We start from the raw sequence: 22,680 nt of genomic DNA, 5'->3' as shown, positions 1-22,680 counted from the left end.
GCACTCACAGCCAACGTTGACGGAACCGCCACATCAGCGCCGCGTTCGTCACCAGCACCACCGCGAAGATCGCCCCGGCCAGCCGGCCGGCGAGTACGGTGGTCGCCGGCAGCGCCGCCCAGAGCACCACGGTCAGCAACAGCAGCCAGCGGCCGTGGCGACCGCGGGCCCGATTGTCGAGCCGGGCGAAGAACGCCGGATCGCTCTCCCGCAGGTGGCGGGTGATCTGCTCGAATCTGCGTTGATCCTCTTTGCTGAGCATGTGCCTTCCCCTCACGCGTTCAGCAACGGTGCGGCGGAATACCCGCTGCGGAGCGGGCTCACGCGCTCTTCCTGGTGCTACTTTCACCCCTGGCGAGCTGCCACAACGGCTCCTTACCGGGACCTTAATTTTTACTAAGCCGCCGAACCGGACCCGTGGCACCCGCGTGCGTGGCAACGGCGCTGGTGGGCGCTGTCGCCGAGGAAATAGCCCTGCTCGCGAGGTGTGTGGCCAACTGGCCGGTAACCGGCGGTCCGGCATCCGCGGTGAAACTCGTCTTAAGTGTGCGGGAGCGCCGCGAACGGCTGCCTTGTTAGGCCGGATGCCGGTGACTACGTTCCCCTGGCAACCCCCTCGGACATCAGTCGCCGCACCTCAGGCCGAGGCACGGTCGTGCGTCGACGTTAGAAAACAGGAACGGTATATGGCCGACCATCAGGTGCCACCACACCGACGGCAGGACGAGCGCGGATGGGACGGGCGCCGGTACCCGCAACCACACCCCCGGCAGGGCGATCCGACCCATCGAACCGATCCGTACCGACCCGAGCCCTACGTTCACCAGGGCCAGCGGCCGGCCCCGAGCCCCGGACCGCAGTGGATCGGCCCGGACGGGTACGGCGTGCCGCTGGACCCGGCCCGGCCCGGCGGCGAACTGCCCGACCTGGACGGTGCCGACGAACCCCGCCGTGCGTCCGGCCGTCGTCGAGCGTTGGCCACCCTCGGCGGTAGCGCCGCCGTCGTGGCCGGTGGCGCGGTGCTCGCGATGAACCCCCGGGTACGCGCCTTCTTCGGCGACGAGGCAGCGGTCGCCGGCGACGCCACCATCGCCAAACCGACGGATGGCTCCCCCACCCGCCCGAGCGGACAGCAGGCGAGCACGGTACGCACGTACACCGAGCAGAACGACAGCTACATGGGCTCCCGTGGTGGCGAGGCGCTGAAGAAGAACGCGCCGAAGGGTGGGCGCGCCTTCTCCGGTCCGGCCGCCGCCGCAGCGGCGACCAAGGTCACCGTGAAGACGGTGCTCGCCAAGGACCCGGAGCTGCACCTGGCCCGTCGGCTGACCTTCGGCCCCACCGCCGCGGTACTCGCGGAGATCAAGGAGCGCGGCATCGACGGCTGGCTGCGCTGGCAGCTGGAGCCGGAGAAGATCGCCCCGACGAAGGCGGAGTTGAAGCTCGCCGAGCTGCCCACTCTCAAGCTCTCGCCGGAGCAGTTGCGCGACCAGCGCGATCAGCTCAACGAACGTGGTGCCCAGCCCGAGCGGGAGATGGTGGATGCCACGATCGCCCGGCAGATCTGGTCCGACCGTCAGCTGTTCGAGGTGATGGTCGACTTCTGGAACGACTTCCTGCACGTGGCCGCCGATTTCGACGGCGGCGAGGTCTACCGCAACTCGTTCGACCGGGACGTCATCCGGGAGCACGCGCTCGGCAGCTATCCGGAGATGTTCCTGGCCGCCAACCGGCATCCGGCACTGCTGCTCTACCTCAACCAGGTCGACTCCCGTGCCGACGCGGTCAACGAGAACCTGGCCCGGGAGAACCTCGAGCTGTACTCGGTGGGCGTCGACGGCGGCTACACCGAGGCCGACGTCCGCCAGGCGGCCCTGTTGCAGACCGGCCGGGGCGTCAAGGACGGCAGCTACGTGTTCCGCCCGGAGCGGCACTACGTCGGCAAGGTGAAGATCCTGGGCTTCACCCACGCCAACAACTCCGCCGATCCGGAGAAGGCCGAGGCGGCGATCGACGCCTACCTCACGTATCTCGCGCTGCACCCCTCGACCGCCCGGTACGTGGCGCAGAACCTCGCCGTCCGGTTCGTCTCGGACACCCCACCCAAGTCCCTTGTGGACCGGCTGGCGAAGGCGTACACCTCCCACCGGGGCCGGATCAAGCCGGTGCTGCTCGCGCTGTTCAGCTCGTCGGAGTTCTGGGCCGCGGTGGGCCAGAAGGTGCGCCGCCCGCTGGAGTACCTGGTGGCCACCTACCGCACGCTCGGTGTGTCACCCGAGGCCGCGCCCAACCACGACAACGGCGGCAACCAGCGGACCCCGTACGCCCGCGGCCTGCGGCAGATCCACGACAAGCTGCGCGAACTGGGTCACCACCCGATGGGTCAACCGACGCCCGACGGCTACCCGGACGTCTACCTCGCGTGGACCTCCGTCGGCACCATGGTCAACGGCTGGAACGAGGCCCATGACCTGCTCGCCGCCAACCGCACCGTGTTCACCTTCACCCGGGCGGAGAAGCTGGTCGCCACCCCACCGGCCACCGCCGGAGCGTACGTCGACGCACTGGCCCGACGGCTGATCCGGCAGCGACTCACCGACCGGGAACGGGCGCTGATCCTCGGCGTTGCCGGGGTCTCCGCCGGTACGAAGGTCGACGCGACGTTCAACGGGGCCATCACCGCCGTCGCGCGGGCGATCCTCGCATCCCCCCAGCACCACCTCCGGTGAGGCATCCGATGGAGAAGACTGTGTACCCGTACAACCTGCACCCCGACTGCCCCGACGTGCGACGGCTGGCCGACAACCCGGCTGAGGCGCTGCTGCGGGCGGAGGCCGACGTGGTGGCCGCCGAGAACGCCGCCGAGGCCGACCGCTACCGACGGCTGGAGGAACTGGAGGAGGCCCAACAGGATGGTCGTGGGGTGACTCGGCGTACCTTCGTCGCCGGTGCCGCCGCCACCGCCACCGCCCTGGCGACCGCCCAGTTCGTGACCACCTCGGCGTCGTTCGCGGCGACCAAGACGGGCACGCTGATCCATGTCTTCCTCTACGGTGGCCTGGACGGCCTGAGCCTGATCGCGCCGGACAACGACCCGGTGCTCGATCGGGCCCGTCCCGAGCTGCTGCTGCCCAACGACTCCCTGGCGCTCGGTCGAGGCTTCAAGCTCACCAGCGCCTTCGCGCCGCTGCAGCCGTGGCTGCGGTCCGGGCAGTTGGGCTTCGTCCCCGGCGTCTCCGACGAGCGGCTGTCCCGCAGCCACTTCCAGGCCGCGGACGCCTGCAACCTCGGCGGCCTGCCCGGCGAGACCGGCGGACGGGGCTGGCTCGACAGCCTGATCGACGCGCTCGGCAAGGGCACCGCCTTCCGCAGCGTCGGCATCGGTAGCACCCTGCCCCGGTCGCTGGTCGGCAACAACGGCGCACTCTCGCTCAACAACGTCGGCTCGTTGCGCCTGGCCGGCAGCGAGCGGCAGCGGGAGGCCACCGAGAAGGCGATCAAGGGCCTGTTCACCGGGATCAACCACCCGGTGGAGGACGCGGTGCAGGCCGGGCTCGGTGCGCTCGCCACCGCGCGCAGGCTCGCCGCCGAGCCGTACCGGCCGGCCGAGGGCGTGGAGTACCGGGGTATCGGCTCCGCCTTCCAGACACTCGCCCAACTGATCAAGGGCGATGCCAACGTACGGGTGGCGACCGTCGGGATGGGCGGTTACGACACCCACGAGAATCAGGGCACCACGAACGGCGGCCAGTTGTACCGGCGGTTGAACGAGCTGGCGACCGCGCTGGCGGCGTTCTTCACCGACCTCGGTGACCGGGCCGCCGACGTGACGGTGATGATCTCCAGTGAGTTCGGTCGCCGGGTCGCCTCCAACCGGGGCGGTACCGACCACGGCCACGGCGGCGTGGTGACCATCCTGTCCGGGCGCAAGCTCGCCGGCTCGCTGCTCGGTGCCTGGAACGGACTGGACACCCTCGACTCCGGTGACGTACCCGAGTACAACAACATGTTCAACGTCTACGGGTCGGTGGCGCAGGGTCGGTTCGGGCTGACCAACGCGGAGGTGGACAAGATCTTCCCCCGGATGAAGTACGCCCCGATGAAGCTGTACGCGTGACCCACCCCGACCTCTACTCCGACCGCCGGACCGCGGCGCACTCCCGGTCCGGCGGTCGGCCCACCACCGGGAGTCCGTCGCCGGTCGTACCCCGGCGTGGTGCCGGCGGCCGGCGGCTGCTGGTCGGACTGTTCCTGCTCGGGCTGGTCGCCGCCGTGCTGCCCTGGTGGACGGACACGCCGGCCGGCTCCCTGGTCGGCAGCACCGCGATGCTCACCGCCGCGGGTCAGATCAGCGGCCTGCTCGCCGGTTACCTGCTGCTCGTGCAGGTGTTGATGATGAGCCGGCTGCCGCTGCTGGAGCGGGTGGCCGGTGGCGAGCGGATCGCCCGCTGGCATCGGGACGTCGGGGCCACTTTGCTGGTCGCGGTGCTCGCGCACATGTCCCTGATCCTCGTCGGCTACGCCCGGCTGGAAGGCCGGTCGCCACTGAGCCAGGCCGGCGTGATGCTGCGCGACTACCAGGACATGGTCTCGGCGTTCGCCGCCGCCGGCCTGCTGGTGACGATCGGGCTGACCGGTGTCCGGGCGGTGCGCCGGGCGCTGCCCTACGAGCTGTGGCACGCCACCCACCTGGCCGCGTACGCGGTGCTGCTGCTCGGCTTCGCCCACCAGTTCAGCAACGGCACCCAGCTGTTCCGCCCCGGTCCGGTGCGTACCGGATGGATCGGCCTCTACCTGCTGGTGGTCTTCGCGCTGCTGTACGGCCGGGTGATCGCCCCGCTGGTGTTCAACCTGCGGCACCGGCTGCGGGTGGCCGACGTCGTCGCGGAAAACCCGGACACCGTGTCGATCTACCTGACCGGCGAGCGACTCGACCGGCTGACCATGCTCGGCGGCCAGTTCTTCCGCTGGCGGTTCCTGACCAGGGGCTGTTGGTGGCAGTCCCATCCCTTCTCGGTGTCCGCCGCCGCCAACGGCCGGTGGCTGCGCCTGACCGTCAAGGTGGTCGGTGCGCACACCCGGGACCTGCGTGAGCTGGAGCCGGGGGTCCGGGTCTGGGCGGTCGGCCCGTCGGGCACCTTCACCGCGGCGCACCGCACCCGCGAGCGGGCCCTGCTGATCGCCGGCGGCAGCGGCATCACCCCGCTGCGGGCCATGCTGGAGGAGTTGCCACCGGGTTCCGCGCTGATCTACCGGGTGCGTGCCCCCTCCGACGTGGTGCTGCACCGGGAACTGGACTGGCTGGCGCAGGCACGCGGCGTGCAGGTCTGGTACGTGGTCGGCTCGCGGAACGATCCCGGACCCCGGCAGGTGATGACCACGGACGGCCTGCGCCGGTTGGTGCCGGACCTGGCCCGGCGGGACGTCTATCTCTGCGGCCCGCCGGGACTGGTCGAGCAGAGCCGGCAACTGCTCCGCCGGGTCGGCGTGCCACGCCGACAGATCCACCTCGCCACCTTTGAACTATGAGAGGGCATCGCCGCATGCGTCGCGCGCTGTTCGCAATCACCGGCCTGGCGGCCAGCACCACCGCTCTGGTGGTGCTCAAGGCGGCACCGGACACCAGCCGGGTGGCCCAGGAGGTACCCGCGCCGGCGACATCCGGCGCCGGGGAGCCGACGACGGCAACCGAGCCGACCGCCGAACCGGCCGAGGCGACCGCGACGGCCAGTCCGCGACCGCGCGCCAGCAGGTCGGCAGAGCCCAGCCGGAGGACGGCGAGCCCACCTGCCGGCCGTACCGGCCCGTCGAGCGACGCCTCGAAGAAGCCACCGGCGGCACGGCCCAGCACCGCCGCCCCGCAACCCTCGGTCCGTCGGGTCGTCGGGCCGGTGGTCGGCAACGAGTTCGGCAACGTGCAGGTGGCGATCTCGCTGGAGGGTGCCCGCATCGTGGACGCGGAGGCGCTCGAACTACCGGAGCGCACCGCCCAGTCCGACCAGCGCAGCAGCCAGGTGGACGATCGGTACAGCGGCACCGCGGGACTCGTGGTGCAGCGGCAGAGCGCCGACCTGGACACCGTCTCCGGGGCGACCGCGACCAGCGAGTCCTACCAACGGTCGTTGCAGGCTGCGATCGACCGGGCGCGATGAGCGCCGCGAGTTCGCTGCGGCCCGGACTGCGCCGCGTCGAACACGTCATGGGCACGCCGGTCAGTCTGGACATCGCCGACGACCGGCCCGCCACCGAGTTGGCCACGCTGGCCGACGAGGTGTTCGCCTGGCTACGGGAGGTGGACGCGAGGTTCAGCACGTACCAGCCGGACAGCGAGGTGTGCCGCTTCGACCGGGGCGAGCTGCTGCTCTCCGAGGCGTCCGCCGACCTGCGCCGGGTGCTGGAACGCTGCGCCGACCTGTGGGACGCCACCGACGGCTTCTTCGACGCGTACGCCACCGGCGGGCTGGACCCGTCCGGGTACGTCAAGGGCTGGGCGGTACAGGTGGCCTCGGACCGGTTGCGTGCGGCCGGTGCCGACAACCACTGCCTCAACGCCGGGGGTGACGTCCGGGTGCGGGGGCATTCGTCGACCGGGCTGCCGTGGCGGATCGGTGTGCGGCATCCCTGGGATCCGTCGGCGGTCTGTCTGGTGCTCAGTGGGACGGACCTCGCGGTCGCCACGTCGGGTGTCTACGAACGCGGCCACCACGTGCGGGATCCGCGCCGTGGCACCCCGGCCCGGGGCCTGCGGTCGGTGACGGTGGTCGGGCAGGATCTCGGGCTGGCCGACGCGTACGCCACCGCGGCTGTGGCCATGGGCGTGGCCGGGATCGGCTGGCTGGATCGGCTGCCCGGGTACCAGCACGCGGTGGTCACCGACGACGGCCGGTGCCTGCACTCCACCAACCTGCCGCTCACCGACCAGTAGTGACCGACCTGCCCCGCCGCGCGGCAGCCGGGTGTCCTGGACAGTCACGGCAGTCGACACGCCGCTCGGCGACCAGCTCCACGGCCACGGGGCCGGCTGCGGCCCACCTGCTCGGGCGAGGTGCCTCCGGTGGCGGGACGGGGACCTGGTTCCGGGTCAGGGCCAGCGGGCCGGGCGGTGGATGATGGCCGGGCGGGACCCGGTCGGTCGCGGACGGCCCGGCCGGGCGCCCGGGGGACGGGTGGCTGCCCAGCGGTGGCCGGGCCGGTGTCGCCGGGGCGGCTCTGCTCCGCCCGGATGGTGCCTGGTGTCGCCGGTGGACATCGCATCCCCGCTCCCGGCGCGGGCGCGCCGTCGAGGGGTTCAACGAGCGCCGGTCCGTCCGGGTCTCGCTGCCGGCGCGTCGCACCGTGGGTCACCCGCCTCAGCGGCCCCGGCGGGGCAGTGGCAGCTGGCCGGGGACGAGGGCCGAGGTGAGCGTCACGCCGGTCGAACGCAGCGCCTCGACAAGCGTGTTCTGCACCAGGTAGGCATCTGGTAGCTGCCACCGGGCCTGCTCCGGCGCGACCGCCCAGCGGACCTGTCCCTCGGGCAGCCGGGTCGGTGGTGCCGCGACCCAGGAGCCGCGACCGTGCAGGACCACGTCGAAGCAGTGCTCCAGTTCCGGTCGCAACGGGTCGCCCGGGCGGACCAGGAACATCCACCGTCCGGTCGGGGTGACCAGCACCGGTCCGCGTACCCCCGGGCCGACCGGGTGGACGCGCACCGCGTCCAGGACCAGCCGACCCAGGTGGGCGGGGATCTCCAGCACGTCGAAGGAGCGGCCGGTGGGCAGCAGCAGGCCGTGCGGCCGGGACCGCCACCAGGTGGCGACCCGCGCCGGGTCGGTGCTGGCCGCGTGCTCCCAGTCCTCCAGGGCCGGGTGGCAGCCGACCGTCGGGCAGCCGGCCCGGCCGCAGACGAAGCGGCTCCGCGCCAGGCAGGCGCCCGGGGTCACCGCCCACCCGTGCAGGGCGTAGCGTACGGCGACCCGGCGCAGTCGTACCCGTTCCAACGGCGACAGACGCGCCACCTGCGGTCCGACATTCCCCCACATTGGTGTCATCTCCCCTCGCCGCGCCCGGCCGGCGTCAGCTCGTACGTCGAGACCCGTCACTGCCGCAGCCCGTCCTCGTTCTGTTTGACAAAGTGGCCGATGCAACTTGCACGAAAAGTACGAGGTTCGGCCGGACGGCTGACGCACCTCCTGTGCGACCAGCGGAAACCTGAGATACGGACGGATCGCCGCGCCCACTGAACGGCCCCCGGCCCCGGCCAGGGCTCCAGCAAGGGGAGGACTGGGGAGATGGACGAGCTACCCATCGGGCGGCGGGTGGCCTACTGGCGCGGCCGGCGCAAGATGTCGCAGCAGGTGTTCGCCGACCGGTTGGGCAAGTCGAAGAGCTGGGTCGACAAGATCGAGCGGGGTGTCCGGCGACTGGACAAGTTCTCCGTGCTCTACGAGATCGCCGACATCCTTCAGATGGACGTGCAACTGCTGCTCGGCAAGGACCCGGAGCGACGCAGCGACGCGCTCAACTGCATCGAACAGTTCGAGGTCGAGGAGATCCGGGCCGCCCTGGAACGGTACGACTCGATAAGCGCGTACTTCGACGCCGCACCGAGCCCGCCGCCACTGGCCGACATGGGCAAGGCGGTGACCCACGCCTGGCTGACCTACCAGTACGGCCGCTACGGGATGCTCACCCGGGCCCTGCCGAAGCTGCTCCGCGACGCCCAGGCGGCCGACGCCGCGTACGGCGGTGACCAGGCCCAGCGCGCCGCCCACCTGCTCGGGCAGGTCTACCAGCTCGCCTCCTCGGTGCTGCGCAAGCTGGGCGAGTGCGACCTCTCCTGGCTCGCCGCCGACCGTTCCATCGCCGTCGCGCAACGCGCCGACGACCCACTGCTCGCCGGGGTCGCCACCACCCGGGTCTGCAACGCGCTGGTGGCGATGGGTCGACCCCGGCCGGCGCTGGAGCTGAACGTGCGGATCGCCAACCAGCTCGCTCCGGGCGGCGGCAACGACAGCCGTCCCGAGCGCCTGTCTGTCTACGGGATGCTGCTGCTCCAGGGCGCGATGGCGGCCTCCCGCATCGGCGACACCGCCACCGTGGAGGACCTGCTCGACGGGGCCCACGCGGCGGCGATCGAGCTGGGCGGCGACCAGAACCACTACTGGACCTCGTTCGGGCCGACGAACGTGGAACTGCACCGGGCGGCGGCCGCCGTCGAGCTCGGCGACGGCGGGCGGGCCGTCGAGGTGCACCGCCTGCGGATCCAGCCGGCACCGTTCGACGCGATGCTGCCCGAACGCCGGGCGCATCACCTGCTGGACCTGGCCCGGGGCTACGCCCTGATCGGCGATGTCGCCAATGCCGGGGAGATGCTGCTGCGCGGTGACCGCCTGGCGCCCTCCGAGATCCGCTGCCGCCCGATCGCCCACGAGGTGATGTCGGACGTGCTTCGTCGCACACGTGGTGCGCCGCCTTCTCCGATCGCGGAGTTGGCTGAGCACATGGGAGTAGGAGTATGACCTCGGAGCCGGCATGACCGGTTCGCACCGCCATGACGGGCACCGCCAGGTGCTCTACATCATCGCCTGTGGCTCGCCACTGGCCCGAGACGTGGGCCGGCTCGTCGACCTGGCCCAGCAGGACGGCTGGGACGTCTGCGTGATCACCACGCCCGACGGTGCCAAGTTCGTCGATCGCACCGCACTGGCCCGGCAGACCGGCCACCCGGTACGCACCCACTACAAGAACCCGGGCGACCCCGACGTGCTGCCCACCGCCGACGCCATGATCGTCTGCCCGGCCACGGTCAACACCGTGAACAAGTGGGTGGCCGGCATCGCCGACACCCTCGCCCTGGGACTGCTGGTGGAGGCACAGGGCCGGGGGATACCGCTGGTGGCCGTGCCGTACACGAACGCGGCGATGGCCGCCCACCCGGCCTTCCGAGCGGGCCTCACCCGGCTCTCCGAGTGGGGAGTGAGCGTGCTCTTCGGCGACGACGTCTACCCGCTGCATCCGCCGGGCACCGGTGAGCGGCACCAGCACACCTTCCCCTGGGCGCTGCCGCTCACCGCCGTGCGTGACCAGCTCTGTCGGACCGGTTGAGCGGCAGCCCTCAGTTGACGAACGCCGGTCCGGACCTGGCCCCGCGCGACAACCGGGACCGGCCGCTCAAGCATCCACGACCCGGCCCGGGCGTTCGCCCGTGGCCGGGTCAGCGGTGTCGACGCGGCCCGGACCGAGGCGTGGTGTGCCCGGGTGACGTCCGGTAGAAGTGCTGACGCCGGTAAGCTCACCGGCCGTGAGCACAACCGCAGCCGTGCCGACCGTCGCCGACGTGGTGGCCGAGGTGGCGCGGCACTACCCGCCGGTCTGGGCCGAGGAGTGGGACCGGGTCGGCCTGGTGCTCGGTGAGCCGTCCGCCCCGGTACGCCGGATCCTCTGCGTCGTGGACGTGGTCCCCGAGACGGTCGCGGAGGCGCTCGACGCGGGTGTAGACATGATCATCGCGCACCATCCGCTGCTGCTGCGCGGGGTGTCGTCGGTGGCGCCGACCACCTACAAGGGCCGCATCGTCCACCAGCTGATCAAGGCTGATGTCGCGCTGTACGTCGCGCACACCAACGCCGACGTGGCCGCCCCGGGTGTGTCCGACGCCCTCGCCGCCCGCCTCGGCCTGCTCGACCTGCGCCCGCTGCGACCCGCCCGCCCCGGCACGCCCGCCGAGGGGGAGGGGCGGGGTGCCGGCCGGATCGGCCGGCTGCCGCAGCCGCTGACCCTGGCCGCACTGGCCCGCCGGGCCGCCGCCGTGCTGCCGGCCACCGCCGCCGGGGTGCGTGCCGCGGGCGACCCGGACCGCACGGTGCGTACCCTGGCGGTCTGCGGTGGCGCCGGGGACAGCTTCCTGGCCGACGCCACCGCGGCCGGGGTGGACGCCTACCTCACCTCGGATCTGCGCCACCACCCGGCCGGCGAACACCTCGCCACCGGGGGACCGGCGTTGCTCGACGCCACCCACTGGGCCACCGAACGGCCGTGGCTGGACGACCTCGCGGCGCTGCTGCGGACCGCGCCCGGCGTCGAGACCCTGGTGTCCGACCTGGACACCGACCCGTGGACCGTGCACGCCGCCGCACCGCACCCCGACGAACGCACGCCGGACGAACCCGCAGCGGACGACAAGGAGCCCGACCGTGAAGGCTGACCCCCAGGTCCAGCGCCGCCTGCTCGATCTCCAGGCGATCGACACCGCCCTCGCCCAGCTCGCCCACCGGCGTCGGTCCCTGCCCGAGCGGGCCGAACTGGAGGCCCTCGCCCGGGAGTTGTCCGCCCTGGAGGACGAGCGGGTCCGCGCCCAGGTGGCGGTCGACGACCTGGACCGCGACATCGCCCGGCTGGAGAAGGACGTCGACCAGGTCCGGGCGCGCAAGACCAAGGACGAGAACCGGCTGGCCGCCGGCACCGGCCCGGCCCGTGAACTGGAGGCGCTCCAGCACGAGCTGGCCTCCCTCAACCGCCGGCAGAGCGACCTGGAGGACGCCGAGCTGGAGCTGATGGAGCAGCGGGAGACCGCCCAGTCGGTGCTGGACGGCGTGGAGCAGCGGCTGGCCGAGGTACGGGACCGGCGGGCCGCCACCGAGCAGCGGCGCGACGACAGCCTCGCCGAGATCGGTCGCGAGGAGGAGTTCAAGCGCTCCGCCCGGCAGCCCCTCGCCAACGACCTGCCCGCCGACCTGGTGCAGCTGTACGACCGGATCCGCACCGACACCGGACTCGGTGCGGCGCTGTTGACCGCCGGGCGCTGCGGCGGATGCCGGCTTGAGCTTTCCGGTGCCGACCTGGCCCGCATCCGCAAGGCCGAACCCGACGACGTGGTCCGCTGCGAGGAGTGTCGCCGGATCATGGTCCGCACCAACGAGTCGGGGCTGTAGCCGGTGGCCACCCGGACGGTGCTCGTCGAGGCCGACGGTGGATCCCGGGGCAACCCCGGACCGGCCGGATACGGCGCGGTGCTGCGCGACGCCGCCACCGGCGAAGTGCTGGCCGAGCGGAGCGAGGCGATCGGCACCGCCACCAACAACGTCGCCGAGTACCGGGGACTGATCGCCGGCCTGGCCGCCGCCGCCGAGCTCGGTGCCGACGAGGTCGACGTCCGGATGGACTCCAAGCTGGTGGTCGAGCAGATGTGCGGCCGCTGGCAGATCAAGCACCCCGGCCTGCGCCCGCTGGCCGCCGAGGCCGCCCAACTGGTCGGCGGCTTCACTGCCGTACGGTTCAGCTGGATCCCCCGGGACCGCAACACCCACGCCGACGCCCTCGCCAACGCCGCGATGGACGCCGCGGCCGCCTCCGGCGTCGCCACGCCGACCGTCGAGCCACCCCGCCTGGTCGAGCCGCCGCGCCGCCTCGGCGGCCCGGAGCCCGCCGGTGGCGGTGCCGCCGAGGTCGCCGCCCGGGCCGAGGCACCGGGCGCCGACCTGACCAGCGCACCGGTGTCCTGGGAGCCCCGGCCCAGCTTCACCGCCACCCGGCTCATCCTGGTGCGGCACGGCGAGACCGAGTACACCGAGCAGGGCCGCTACTCCGGGCGTGGCGACATCCCCCTCAGCAGCAAGGGGCAGGCCCAGGTGCGGGCCACCGCCGCGCGGCTGGCCGCGCTCGCGCCGGACACCGTGGCAGTGGTCAGCTCACCGCTGTCCCGCTGCGTGGCGACCGCCGAAGCGATCGCCACCGCCGTCGGCGACCTGCCGGTACGCCGCGACGACGAACTCATCGAATGCGACTTCGGTGCCTGGGAGGGGCGCACCTTCGCCGAGGTACGCGAGGGCTGGGCCGGCGAACTCGACGCCTGGCTCGCCTCCACCCGGGTGGCCCCGCCGGACGGCGAATCGTTCGCCACGGTCGCGGAACGGTGCGCCCGGGTGGTGCGGCGACTGCTCGACGCGTACCCGGGGCAGACCGTCGTGGTGGTCTCGCACGTCTCGCCGATCAAGCTGATGCTGCGCGACGCGCTCGCCGCCACCGACTCCTTCCTGCACCGCCTCTACCTCGACGCGGCCGGTGTGTCGGTGCTGGACCGCTGGCCCGACGGCGGCGTCGCCGTCCGCTCCGTCAACGACACCGCCCACCTCGCTACCCTCTGACCCGCCTCCCCCTCCCGCCTCGCCTCGCCGATCTTGCACTTCTGGTCGCCGAGAAGTTACTTATGCCCGGTTCGCGGGGTCAGGAAGTGCAAGATCGCGGGTTCAGGTGAGGGCGCGCCAGAGGAGGTAGGTGCCGATCACGGTGCCGAAGACGACGATGATGGTCTTCAGGATCACCGAGGGGAGCCGACGGACCAGGCGAGCGCCGGCGTAACCGCCGACGAGCGTGGCGGGGGCGACCACCGCGACGCCGGCCCAGTTCACCGGGCCGGCGACGGCGAAGACGACCACGGTGGTCAGGCCGATCACGGCGGAGAGCAGGTTCTTGATCGCGCTCACCCGGGCCAGCGTCGCGTCCAGCACCAGGGCCAGCCCGGCGACAAGCATCACCCCGACCGCGGCACCGAAGTAGCCGCCGTACACCGCCGCCACCGCCACCACCACCTGAACGGTCACGGCCCGGCGGCGCGGCGCCAGGTCACGCGGGTGACCGACCAGCCGGCGCAGCGGATCCTGGAACGCCAGCAGCGCGGTCGCCCCCAGCACCAGGAAGGGTACGACCACCTCGAACGCCCGCGCGGGGGTGACCAGCAACAGCCCGGCACCGGCCAACGCGCCGACCACGGTGGTGGGCAACAGCGCGGCAAGCAACCGCGACCGAGGCAGATCCACCCGACTGCCCGCCACGGCGGCGAGGTACCCGGGGGAGACCGACAGGGAGTTCGTGACGTTCGCCGACACCGGCGGCAACCCGATCGCGAGCAACGCCGGAAACGTGATCAGCGAACCACCGCCGGCCACCGCGTTGACCGTGCCCGCGGCGAGACCGGCGGCGACCAGCAGGGCGGCTTCGGCGAGTTCCATGATCCGCAGGCTAGCGGTCCGGAACGCGCACCGGTCGCCCTCCCCGGCTACTCGCCGACCGGGCCACCGGCCAACTCGGCCACGATGTCGAGGTGCCCGAGATGACGGGCGTACTCCTGCACGAGGTGGAACATCACCCGCTCCAGCGAAGCCGGCTCCGCGCCCTCCCACCGCGGCCCGGGCGCGCCGCGCGCGGCCAGATCGGTGCCCTCGACCACCGCCCGGGTGTGCGCGCCCTGAGCCCGCAACGCGGCCGTCAACTCCGCGAAACTCTCCTCCGGCGCCACGTACCACCCATCGTCGCGCTGGTCGCCCCACGGGTCCGCGACGTCGCGGCCCTGAAACCCCCACTCGATCCAGCGGAGTTCCACATGCCGCAGGTGCTTGAGCAGCTCCAGCGGAGTCCAGCCGGACGGCAGCCGGCTACCCCGCCGTTCCTCCTCGGCCAGCCCGGCCACCTTCTCCACCACGCTGTCCCGGAAATAATCGAGGTAGCGCAGGAACACCTCGGCCCGCCCGTCGGCCGGCACCGTCGGTTCGGGAAACGGCGGCATCGTCACCGCCCCATTATGCGTACGCCCGTTCCCCACCCCGCCTCGCCGGCCCCGCCCGGTGTGCGTGATCCGTGGCAGCGAAGGCGCACAACACGCCGGCCAGGAACCACCTCCACTGCCACGGATCGCCGCCCCTGAGGGCCGGTGCGGCAATAGGCGCGGACCGGGGATCGTTAGGATGGGGTACGCGACGGACGAGTCGACCGGGCGGTCGCGTCGGCGGGTTCCGGCCCGTCGCCGAGGAACGTCCGGACTCCACAGGGCAGGGTGGTTGCTAACGGCAACCCGGGGCGACCCGCGGGACAGTGCCACAGAAAACAGACCGCCGGCCCCAACGGGGACGGTAAGGGTGAAACGGTGGGGTAAGAGCCCACCAGCACCCCGGGTGACCGGGGTGGCTCGGTAAACCCCACCCGGAGCAAGGCCAAGAATGGGCCGTCATCGCAGGATGACGCCCGCGCAGACGCTTGAGGGCGGCCCGCCCGATGTCTGCGGGTAGGCCGCACGAGCCTGCCGGCAACGGCAGGCCGAGATGGATGGCCGCCGCCGACACGCACCCCAGGGTGCGCGTCGCGCACAGAATCCGGCGTACAGGTCGACTCGTCCGTCGCCCACGACTCGTTCCATCAGGACCTGCCCGACGGGTGGGCTGGCAACGGCTCGTCCAAGAAGACGGGCAGACTCTGGCCACGATGCTCCCGGACGGGCTGCCGGTCACTCCTGTGGCGTAGCTTCATGCCCCGGCATCCCACGGGTACGCCGGCGCTGCTTCATCTCCGCCTCGTAGAGGTGCCGTCGGCCATCGGCCAAGGTCTCCCGCGCGTACCGCTCGACCTCCTGGAACGTGGCGTAGTACCCGTCGTCGAACTCCTCCATGAGCTGGAAGGTCCAGCGGCCCGGTAGGACGTTGCGGCCCAGCAACTCCCGCTCGACCCGGTTGGCCACCTCGTCGTGTCCCGCCTGCCGGAGCAGCTCGACCACCCGATCAAGCGTCAGGTCCGCACCACCCACCAGTTGATGGGCCGAGTAGAGGTGCCCGCGTACGCGATGGATGGTTTCCAGGGCCTTGCTCAGCTCTCCGAGCGCTTCGACGGTGGTGTCGTCGACCCCCTCCGGGCGGGAGTGCTCGTCGTCTACCGACATGTGGTCGCGTGCCATGACCGGTCAGTACCCACGGCCGCGCGCCGCACGCACGGCGCCTCGCGGTCGGGCTACGCCCTAGGCTGGCCAGCATGTCGACGCGGCGTGAAGTGATCGACCTGGATGAGCATGACCGACCGGCCGGCGCCCTGGTTCCCGACCGCCTTCTGGCCAGGCGGAAGATGACTGTCCGGCTCGTCGCCGCGTTCGTCGTCGGCGGGGTGCTTGGCGGGCTTGGCGTGAACGAGTTGCGGGATTCGCGGGAGCAGCGGGAGCGCAACGCCTCGATCGCACTCGTGGCCGTTCCGGTGTCCATCTCCGGTGGAGGTTCGGAGGTCCCGGGAGTTCTCCAGCTGGACGGGCAACTGGCTGTGACGAACGCTGGCCAAGCGTCGGTCACGGTTCGTGCGGCGACCGGGCAGGGACCGGGTGCCGTGGTCCAGGACGCCGGCGCCTTCCCCTCGCTGAGTCCCGGCCATACCGAATTGCTCGACGTCAAGCTGCGCCTCGACTGTGCGACCGCGTTCGAGAGCGAGATGTTGTCGATGCGGTTCTCGGTCGAGACCAGCGATCGCCAGATCAGAGAGATCGACTATCCGGTCGCCCTGGTGGGGAGCGTCTGGCAGGCGCGGACCGAGCAGCCGTGCGCGCAGTTCCGTGAGACGGAGGAGCGTGGCGGATAGCTGGGGCGGAATGTCCGCCCGGAGGCGCTGGCGGGGTTCGCGAGGCGGCGGGGTGGGTCGGCCGCCGATAGGGTCCGAGGATGGTGGAGAGCCGACCCGACCCTGTGGCCGTGGCGATGATGTCGACCACGGCAGACGAACGCGCCGTGCTCGACTCGTTTCTCGACTTTCATCGCGCCATGTTGCTGCGCAAGCTGCGGGGGGTTTCCGACGTCGAGGCTGCCCGCCGGCTGGTGCCGTCGGCGACCACCCTCGCCGGCCTGGTCAAGCACCTGACACTGGTGGAGAAGAACTGGTTCCGGTGCCTGCTCGCGCCCGGCCCGGGGGACGTCTATCTCACCTCGGAGGAGGACGCGACGGCCAGCTTCACGCTGGCGACGGATGACACCGTCGAGCGGTTGTCGGCGGCGTACGAGGCCGAGTGCGCCCGGTCGCGGGAGGTGACGGCCCGGTTCGACCTCGACCACGTGGTGCCCCACCCGCAGCTCGGGGAGGTTTCCGTGCGCTGGATCCTGGTGCACCTGATCGAGGAGACGGCCCGGCACGTCGGCCATGCCGACATTCTCCGTGAGCTGACCGACGGCTCGACCGGCGCCATCTGACCGTGGTGCGCCCCCGACCGGCGGATCAGGCGGGGGTGAGCAGTTTCGCGAGGCGCTCGGCGACCGGTGGGGCGTGCAGGTGCAGTCGAGCGACGTTTATCGCGTCGGCGCCGACCACCGACAGCAGCGCGTGCGGGCCGACGGCGTACACGGAGAAGTAGCCGGCCTCGTTGCGGACGGTGGACTGGCGGAAGTCGCCCTGACCGAGGCGGAGGCTGACCTGGCGGCCGAGGCCGAAGGTCGCCGCCGCCATCGCGGCCAGGTCGTCCGGGTCCAGGGTGTCGGGCACGTCGTGGGTGATGAGCAGGCCGTCGACTCCGCCGAGAACACTGCCCTGCACCCCGGGGATCTGCAGGCGCAGTTCGTGCAGCTCGGTACCGATCGACGGGTACGGCAGCGACGGGTCACCGGCCAGCGACGGGGGGAGCTTGACCGGCGGTGGGAGCTTCGGCTGCTGCGCGGTTCGGCGGGGGAGGAAGGCGTCGCCGGTGCTCACAGTTCCAGCTGCTCCTCGATGGTGCGCAGCTGGTGCCGGGCGAGCGCCAGGTTGGACCGGGTCTTGCTGAGCATCAGGTAGAGGAACAGCCCCTTGCCGTTGGGACCGGCGAGCGGCCGGATGATGTGGTACTGGCCGCCGAGGGTGATGAGCATGTCCTCGATCTCGTCGTTCAGCTTGAGCATCTCGATGGTGCGCATCTTGGCGCGTACCACGTCGGTGTTGCCGGCGGCGGCGACGGTGAGGTCGATCTCCGGGGTACCACCGGCGACGCCGAGGGTCATCCCGCTCGTGTAGTCGACGAGCGCGGCGCCGATGGCACCGTCGATCGTCATGGCGTCCTTAAGGGCGGTGTCGAGGTTTGCCACGTGCCTCTCCAGGTTCTGCTGGGCAACTGCGCCCCGGTACCGGATCGTGCCGGGTGAGGAAAACTCGGATGAGACTCGCACATGCGACCTCCTATTCGCATCTTGTGCAGCGTGAACAGGCTGAGCGGACCACGGTGGGTGACCACGGGGGCGGCCCACAACCGCCGCAGCGGCTGATGCCAGGTCACCGGACCCGTCTGCTACCTGGGCGGTGCGTCGCCGGCCCACCCGGACGGCCGGGCGGCACGTCCAACGAGATCAGGTCGGTGCGGCCGCGAGGTCGGCGAGCACGCGTCGCTGGAAGGCGCGGGCGGCCGCCCCGGTCGGTGGCACACCGCCGTCGCGGGCGGCCACCGACCGCCGGACCAGGTCGGCGGTGTCGGCGTCGACGAGCGGTCCGGCCTCGTCCAACAGTCGCCGGCCGGCGGCCACCTTCGGCAGCCACACCCCGGTGCGCAGGCGTACCCAGGAACGGCAGGCGCCGAGCACCGCGTCCTCCGCTCCGGAGGCCGGCACCTCTCCCGCGGGCACCGGTCGCGCCAACCACCAGCGCAGCGCGTCCAGGACCAGTCGGCGCAGGTCGTCGGGGGCCAGGTCGGCGAAGGCGTCGGCGGCGGGCGGACCGAGCAGGACCTGTCCGCTCTGGTGCAGGATGCTGCGGTCCAGGCCGTACCAGAACAGGCCGTCCGCGCTCGGGCGCTGCGCCGGGCCGTACGACACCCGGAAGTCCATCCGGGCGCCGGTGTTCAGCTCGACCTCGAAACCCGGCTCGGGGCTGCCGGAGCGGGCCACCGCCTGTCGGTACACGACCAGCTCCAGGCCGCGCGCCGGGCAGGGCAGGGCCTCGTGCCGCAGCCGAGTCACCAACTCCTCGGCGACACCGTGGTCCAGCGGGCCGGCGCAGACCAGCGCCACGTCCACGTCGCTGCGTCCAGGTTGGTACGCGGCCAGCCCGACCGAACCCGCCGCGTACGCACCGCACAGCTCGGCACCGAGCACCTCGCCGGCGACCGTGACCAGGTCGCTCAGGTACCGCCGTAGTGGTTCAGGTGTACTCCAGCTCACCGGGCTCGCCCCACTGGGTGCCGGCGGGCAGGAAGAACGCCGAGCTCTCCCCGCCGAGAGCGTGCCGGATGACCAGCCGGGCGTGCTCGTCGAGGTCCGGCAGCCGTCCCGGCGGGAACCACCGGACGTCCAACGACTCGTCGTCGTTGACCCGTGCCTCGCCGCCCAGCAGCCGGCAGTGGAAACCGAGGTTGAGGTACTCGCAATGGTCGCCGTTCGGGTAGGTGTGCGGGTGCGACACGGCGCTGCTGAGCCGCAGCGGTTCGACCGCCAGACCGGTCTCCTCCAGCACCTCACGCACGACGGCGGTGGCCGGCTGTTCACCCGGCTCGACGAAGCCGCTGACCACCGACCAGCGTCCGTCGTCGGCCCGTTGGGCGAGCAGTAGCTCGCCCGCGTCGTTGCGGACGATCGCGCTCACGCTGGGTAGCCACAGCAGGTCGTGGCCGACGTGCTTGCGCATCCGCAGGATGTAGTCCGGTACGCCCATCCGGTGACCTTAGCCCGCCGAGGTGCCCGCTCCCCGCGCCGGGTCAGGACAGACTGATCTGGCGGGTGGGTGGCGAACAGCGACGCTTTCTCGCGTACGGAGAGTTGCCGAAGGTGTGGCAGGTGGTGTGCGGCGGCGGCGAGCGACTCGGTTGCCGCGGTCCACCACGCAACGGCGCACGCCGACGGGGTTCGGCGATAGGGCGGCGGCGGTCGGAACGAGCATTTTCGCAGTTCAGGTCCGCAGGCCAGGGAACACGTCTACTGTGGAAGAGGCTGGTGACTTGCCGTGTTCCGGTGGCGGTCGGTCGTCACCCGGTGCACAGTGAGGGCCATGAGCGACAGCGGACGTGGACGTTATTACTGGTGTACCCGACACCACCGGGTCGAGTCCGGTGCCGACATGTGCCCGGCGCGGCACGTTCTCGGCCCGTACGACTCGGCTGCCGACGCGGAGAACGCCCTGCAACAGGTGCGGGACCGCAACGAGGCGTGGGAGGCCGAGGACGCTCGCTGGACCGGGGAGGACAGGTAGACGGCGCGGGACGCCTCCCGCGCCGAGGCACTGCGTGCGTCGCGAGGGCGGCGGCACGTCCCCATGAAGGGAACCGAGATGGCCGAAGCGCAACAGGCCACCCGCCCGGCCGCGAAGCGTACGCCCGCGAGGAAGACCGCCGCGACGGAACGCACCGCCGGCGTCGCCCGTACCCCGTCCACCCGCCGCGCGTCCGGGACCGCGCCGGCCGCTCGTAAGGCGACCGGCGGCGCCGGGTCGGCGGCGAAGCGCGCGACCCCCGAGACCAGGGCGGCCACCCTGGCGCGGAAGACCGCCGCGGCCAGGAAGACGGCACCCGCGAAGAAGACGGTGTCGGCCAAGACCGCGCCGACGAAGGCGCCCGCCGCGCGGACCACCTCGGCGTCGGCGCGGACCGGTCCACGCAAGACCACGACCACGGCGCAGCGGGCCACCGCGAAGAAGGCGTCGGGGGGTACGGCGGCGAAGGCGCCCGCGAAGAAGGCGACCCCGGCCCGCAAGACGGCCCCGGCGAAGAAGGCGGCGTCCGCGCGGGGCACGGCGGCGAAGGCGCCCGCGAAGAAGGCGGCGTCCGCGAGAAAGGCGGCCCCGGCCCGCAAGACCGCTCCCGCGAAGAAGACGACGGGTACCCGGAGCACGTCGGCCGCGCGGAAGGCACCCGCGAAGACCGCGACGTCGGCGGTGAAGGCGGCGGCGCGTACGGGAACGTCGACCACGGCGCGGAAGGCGGCGGCGAAGAAGGCCCCCGCGAAGACGGTGGCGGCCAAGAAGGCGCCCGCCCGGAAGAGTACGACGGTGGCGAGCCGGGCGACGGCGGCGAAGAAGACGGCCACGTCGCGGGCCCCCGCGAAGAAGACGGCCGCGAAGAAGGCTCCCGCGTCGAAGGCGACGGCGAAGAAGGCTCCCGCGTCGAAGACGACGGCGAAGAGGGCCCCCGCGAAGAAGACGGCCGCGAAGAAGGCTTCCGCGTCGAGGACGGCGGCGAAGAAGGCTCCTGCGAAGAAGACGGCCGCGAGGAAGACGGCCGCGAAGAAGGCTCCCGCGTCGAGGACGGCGGCGCGGTAAGCACCCGCGTCGACGGCCGCCGCCCGCAACGCCGGCCGCGACGTCCGGCACCGCGCGCAGGACGGCCGGCTGACCCGGCGTACGCCGACGACCCGTCGCTCGGTGGAGGGCGAGGTGCGTTCGGCGCTGTCAGGATGGGCGCATGGTCATCCGACGTGTGCTGGCACCACGCATCGACTTCGGGGCGCTGCGCCGAGAACTGGGTCTGCCCGAGACCTACCCGGAGGCGGCGCAGCGGGAGGCCGACGAGGCAGCCGCGGCACCGCCCGGGCCGGCCGTCGACCGCACGGACATCCCACTGGTCACGGTCGACCCGCCCGGCTCGCGCGACCTGGACCAGGCGATGCACCTCAGCCGTCGCGCCGGCGGCTACCGGGTGCGGTACGCGATAGCCGACGTCGCCGCCCACGTACGCGCGGGCGGTGCGCTGGAGGAGGAGACCTGGCGCCGAGGGCAGACGGTCTACCTGCCGGACGGCAACGTGCCGCTGCACCCGCGCAACCTCGGCGAAGGCGCGGCGAGCCTGCTGCCGGACGTCGACCGGGCGGCCGTGCTGTGGACCATCGACCTGGACGCCGACGGTGGCACCGACGCGGTGGTGGTGCAGCGTGCCCTGGTCCGCAGCCGGGCCCAACTGGCCTACCCGCAGGTGCAGGCCGACGCCGACGCGGGCCGGCTGCCCGAGCCGATCGCCCTGCTGCCCGAGATCGGTGCGCTGCTCACCGCCCGAGGGTTGCGCCGGGGCGCGGTCAACCTGCCGATACCCGAACAGGACGTGGAAGCCGACGGTGACGGTTGGCGGCTGGTCCTGCGGGCACCGGTGCCGATGGAGGAGCACAACGCGCAGATCTCCCTGCTCACCGGGATGGTCGCCGCCGACCTGATGCTGGCCGGTGGGATCGGCCTGCTGCGGACGATGCCCGCGCCGAAGCCGGAGGCGGTGCAGCGACTGCGGGCCGCCGCCGCCCCGCTGGGCGTGCACTGGCCGGACGGCGTGGGCGTGGGTGAACTGCTGCTCCGGTTGGACCCGGGCCAGCCCCGGGCCGCCGCGTTCATCGACCAGGCGGCGGAGTTGATGCGGTCGGCCGCGTACACCTCGTTCGACGGCGAACCGCCGGAGCAACCGGCGCACGGCGGGGTCGCGGCCGCGTACGCCCATGTCACGGCGCCGCTGCGACGACTCGCCGACCGGTACGCCACGGAGGTCTGCCTGGCGTTGCACGACGGCCGTGCGGTGCCCGACTGGGCCCGCGCGGCGCTGCCCCGGCTGCCGGCGGTGATGGCGGCCACGGACCGCGCCGCGTCCGCGGCGAGCCGGGGCGCGATCGACCTGGCCGAGGCGGTGCTGCTGGCCCACCGGGTCGGCGAGACCTTCGACGCCGCAGTGCTCGACGTCGACGCGCCGTCGAACGGCAAGACCCGCACTCGCCCGCCCGGCGGCACGGTGGCCCTGGACGACCCGCCGGTACGCGCCCGCTGCCTCGGTGCGCTGCCACTGGGCACCCGGGTCCGGGTCCGGCTGGTCGCCGCCGATCCGGCCACCCGCTCGGTCGCCTTCGAACTCGCCTGACTGTGAGCATGGCGGGGTCGGCGTCCCGTTTCCCACTGGCCGGTGCGATGGATGGCGACCCCCGCAGCGGGCATTCTCACAGCCCTGCTCGGTGCTGCCGCCCGGGCTGATTTGCGAGGATGACG

The 22,680-nt window shown here is 72.3% G+C and carries 24 protein-coding genes and 1 other RNA gene; 16 read left to right on the top strand and 9 right to left on the bottom strand.

Going from position 1 to position 22,680, the window contains the following annotated elements; all coding sequences use genetic code 11:
* Positions 1-4: 4 nt before the first annotated feature.
* Positions 5-262 (bottom strand): DUF3040 domain-containing protein, encoded by a 258-nt coding sequence (locus tag O7597_RS02980; protein WP_269737629.1) that lies wholly within the window; start codon positions 260-262, stop codon positions 5-7.
* 424 nt (positions 263-686) lie between these two features.
* Here O7597_RS02980 and O7597_RS02975 point away from each other — a divergent pair, with 424 nt between their 5' ends.
* Genes O7597_RS02975 through O7597_RS02955 form a run of 5 tightly spaced genes read left to right on the top strand, consistent with a single transcriptional unit; the run spans position 687 to position 6,925 of the window.
* A complete protein-coding gene (locus O7597_RS02975; protein ID WP_269737628.1) occupies positions 687-2,729 on the top strand; it encodes a DUF1800 domain-containing protein in 2,043 nt (680 codons plus the stop codon).
* 8 nt (positions 2,730-2,737) lie between these two features.
* Positions 2,738-4,117 carry a DUF1501 domain-containing protein gene (locus tag O7597_RS02970; RefSeq protein ID WP_269737627.1) on the top strand — a complete coding sequence of 460 codons (1,380 nt, stop codon included), beginning with the start codon at positions 2,738-2,740 and terminating at the stop codon, positions 4,115-4,117.
* Complete coding sequence (locus O7597_RS02965) at positions 4,114-5,529, top strand: ferredoxin reductase family protein (RefSeq protein WP_281581946.1); 1,416 nt, start codon at positions 4,114-4,116, stop codon at positions 5,527-5,529. The genes O7597_RS02970 and O7597_RS02965 overlap by 4 nt, the downstream gene beginning before the upstream one ends.
* A gap of 14 nt (positions 5,530-5,543) precedes the next feature.
* Positions 5,544-6,152 (top strand): FMN-binding protein, encoded by a 609-nt coding sequence (locus O7597_RS02960; protein ID WP_269737625.1) that lies wholly within the window; start codon positions 5,544-5,546, stop codon positions 6,150-6,152.
* Positions 6,153-6,199: 47 nt separating this feature from the next.
* The gene (locus O7597_RS02955) at positions 6,200-6,925 is read left to right on the top strand and encodes an FAD:protein FMN transferase (RefSeq protein ID WP_281583172.1); all 726 of its coding nucleotides are present in this window, start codon (positions 6,200-6,202) and stop codon (positions 6,923-6,925) included.
* A 424-nt stretch (positions 6,926-7,349) separates the two neighbouring features.
* On the opposite strand, the gene O7597_RS02950 is transcribed toward O7597_RS02955, so the two are convergent.
* Positions 7,350-8,021, bottom strand: a complete 672-nt coding sequence (locus tag O7597_RS02950) for a bifunctional DNA primase/polymerase (RefSeq protein WP_269737624.1) — start codon at positions 8,019-8,021, stop codon at positions 7,350-7,352.
* A 249-nt stretch (positions 8,022-8,270) separates the two neighbouring features.
* Between O7597_RS02950 and O7597_RS02945 the strand changes: the two genes are divergently transcribed.
* The 5 genes from O7597_RS02945 to O7597_RS02925 all read left to right on the top strand — a co-directional run bounded on the left by O7597_RS02945 (position 8,271) and on the right by O7597_RS02925 (position 13,124).
* Complete coding sequence (locus tag O7597_RS02945) at positions 8,271-9,500, top strand: helix-turn-helix domain-containing protein (protein ID WP_269737623.1); 1,230 nt, start codon at positions 8,271-8,273, stop codon at positions 9,498-9,500.
* A 13-nt stretch (positions 9,501-9,513) separates the two neighbouring features.
* Positions 9,514-10,086 (top strand): flavoprotein, encoded by a 573-nt coding sequence (locus tag O7597_RS02940; protein WP_269737622.1) that lies wholly within the window; start codon positions 9,514-9,516, stop codon positions 10,084-10,086.
* Positions 10,087-10,282: 196 nt separating this feature from the next.
* Positions 10,283-11,185, top strand: coding sequence for a Nif3-like dinuclear metal center hexameric protein (locus O7597_RS02935; protein WP_281581945.1), 903 nt, complete (start codon positions 10,283-10,285; stop codon positions 11,183-11,185).
* Positions 11,175-11,912, top strand: a complete 738-nt coding sequence (locus tag O7597_RS02930; RefSeq protein WP_281581944.1) for a C4-type zinc ribbon domain-containing protein — start codon at positions 11,175-11,177, stop codon at positions 11,910-11,912. The genes O7597_RS02935 and O7597_RS02930 overlap by 11 nt, the downstream gene beginning before the upstream one ends.
* 3 nt (positions 11,913-11,915) lie before the next feature.
* Positions 11,916-13,124 (top strand): bifunctional RNase H/acid phosphatase, encoded by a 1,209-nt coding sequence (locus tag O7597_RS02925; RefSeq protein ID WP_281581943.1) that lies wholly within the window; start codon positions 11,916-11,918, stop codon positions 13,122-13,124.
* A 102-nt stretch (positions 13,125-13,226) separates the two neighbouring features.
* Here the strand turns inward: O7597_RS02925 and O7597_RS02920 are convergent, their stop codons facing one another.
* Positions 13,227-13,988, bottom strand: coding sequence for a sulfite exporter TauE/SafE family protein (locus O7597_RS02920; protein WP_281581942.1), 762 nt, complete (start codon positions 13,986-13,988; stop codon positions 13,227-13,229).
* 47 nt (positions 13,989-14,035) lie between these two features.
* Entirely contained in the window at positions 14,036-14,542 is a 507-nt protein-coding gene (locus tag O7597_RS02915) for a DinB family protein (RefSeq protein ID WP_281583171.1), read from the bottom strand.
* Between the two features lie 195 nt (positions 14,543-14,737).
* Between O7597_RS02915 and rnpB the strand changes: the two genes are divergently transcribed.
* Positions 14,738-15,149: RNase P RNA component class A (gene rnpB, locus O7597_RS02910), an RNA gene on the top strand.
* A gap of 107 nt (positions 15,150-15,256) precedes the next feature.
* On the opposite strand, the gene O7597_RS02905 is transcribed toward rnpB, so the two are convergent.
* The gene (locus O7597_RS02905) at positions 15,257-15,700 is read right to left on the bottom strand and encodes a hypothetical protein (protein ID WP_281581941.1); all 444 of its coding nucleotides are present in this window, start codon (positions 15,698-15,700) and stop codon (positions 15,257-15,259) included.
* A 74-nt stretch (positions 15,701-15,774) separates the two neighbouring features.
* Between O7597_RS02905 and O7597_RS02900 the strand changes: the two genes are divergently transcribed.
* Both O7597_RS02900 and O7597_RS02895 read left to right on the top strand, forming a co-directional pair.
* Positions 15,775-16,365 (top strand): hypothetical protein, encoded by a 591-nt coding sequence (locus O7597_RS02900; protein WP_281581940.1) that lies wholly within the window; start codon positions 15,775-15,777, stop codon positions 16,363-16,365.
* An 80-nt stretch (positions 16,366-16,445) separates the two neighbouring features.
* Entirely contained in the window at positions 16,446-16,967 is a 522-nt protein-coding gene (locus tag O7597_RS02895) for a DinB family protein (RefSeq protein WP_281581939.1), read from the top strand.
* A gap of 25 nt (positions 16,968-16,992) precedes the next feature.
* Here the strand turns inward: O7597_RS02895 and O7597_RS02890 are convergent, their stop codons facing one another.
* The 4 genes from O7597_RS02890 to O7597_RS02875 all read right to left on the bottom strand — a co-directional run bounded on the left by O7597_RS02890 (position 16,993) and on the right by O7597_RS02875 (position 19,386).
* Positions 16,993-17,463 carry a roadblock/LC7 domain-containing protein gene (locus tag O7597_RS02890; RefSeq protein ID WP_281581938.1) on the bottom strand — a complete coding sequence of 157 codons (471 nt, stop codon included), beginning with the start codon at positions 17,461-17,463 and terminating at the stop codon, positions 16,993-16,995.
* Entirely contained in the window at positions 17,460-17,831 is a 372-nt protein-coding gene (locus O7597_RS02885; protein WP_269737597.1) for a hypothetical protein, read from the bottom strand. Before O7597_RS02885 ends, O7597_RS02890 begins: the two co-directional genes overlap by 4 nt.
* A 258-nt stretch (positions 17,832-18,089) precedes the next feature.
* Entirely contained in the window at positions 18,090-18,896 is an 807-nt protein-coding gene (locus tag O7597_RS02880; protein WP_281581937.1) for a nucleotidyltransferase domain-containing protein, read from the bottom strand.
* Positions 18,877-19,386 (bottom strand): NUDIX domain-containing protein, encoded by a 510-nt coding sequence (locus O7597_RS02875; protein WP_281581936.1) that lies wholly within the window; start codon positions 19,384-19,386, stop codon positions 18,877-18,879. The genes O7597_RS02880 and O7597_RS02875 overlap by 20 nt, the downstream gene beginning before the upstream one ends.
* 402 nt (positions 19,387-19,788) lie before the next feature.
* On the opposite strand from O7597_RS02875, the gene O7597_RS02870 reads away from it, so the two are divergent.
* The 3 genes from O7597_RS02870 to O7597_RS02860 all read left to right on the top strand — a co-directional run bounded on the left by O7597_RS02870 (position 19,789) and on the right by O7597_RS02860 (position 22,555).
* Positions 19,789-19,920 carry a hypothetical protein gene (locus tag O7597_RS02870; RefSeq protein ID WP_269737594.1) on the top strand — a complete coding sequence of 44 codons (132 nt, stop codon included), beginning with the start codon at positions 19,789-19,791 and terminating at the stop codon, positions 19,918-19,920.
* Positions 19,921-19,983: 63 nt separating this feature from the next.
* The gene (locus tag O7597_RS02865; RefSeq protein WP_348650785.1) at positions 19,984-20,985 is read left to right on the top strand and encodes a histone H1-like repetitive region-containing protein; all 1,002 of its coding nucleotides are present in this window, start codon (positions 19,984-19,986) and stop codon (positions 20,983-20,985) included.
* Between the two features lie 142 nt (positions 20,986-21,127).
* The gene (locus O7597_RS02860) at positions 21,128-22,555 is read left to right on the top strand and encodes an RNB domain-containing ribonuclease (protein WP_281581934.1); all 1,428 of its coding nucleotides are present in this window, start codon (positions 21,128-21,130) and stop codon (positions 22,553-22,555) included.
* Positions 22,556-22,680 lie beyond the last annotated feature (125 nt).

Origin of the sequence: Verrucosispora sp. WMMC514, from assembly GCF_027497295.1 — a bacterium.
Classification (GTDB): Bacteria; Actinomycetota; Actinomycetes; order Mycobacteriales; family Micromonosporaceae; genus Micromonospora; species Micromonospora palythoicola.
This window is presented reverse-complemented; position numbering and strand designations above follow the sequence as displayed.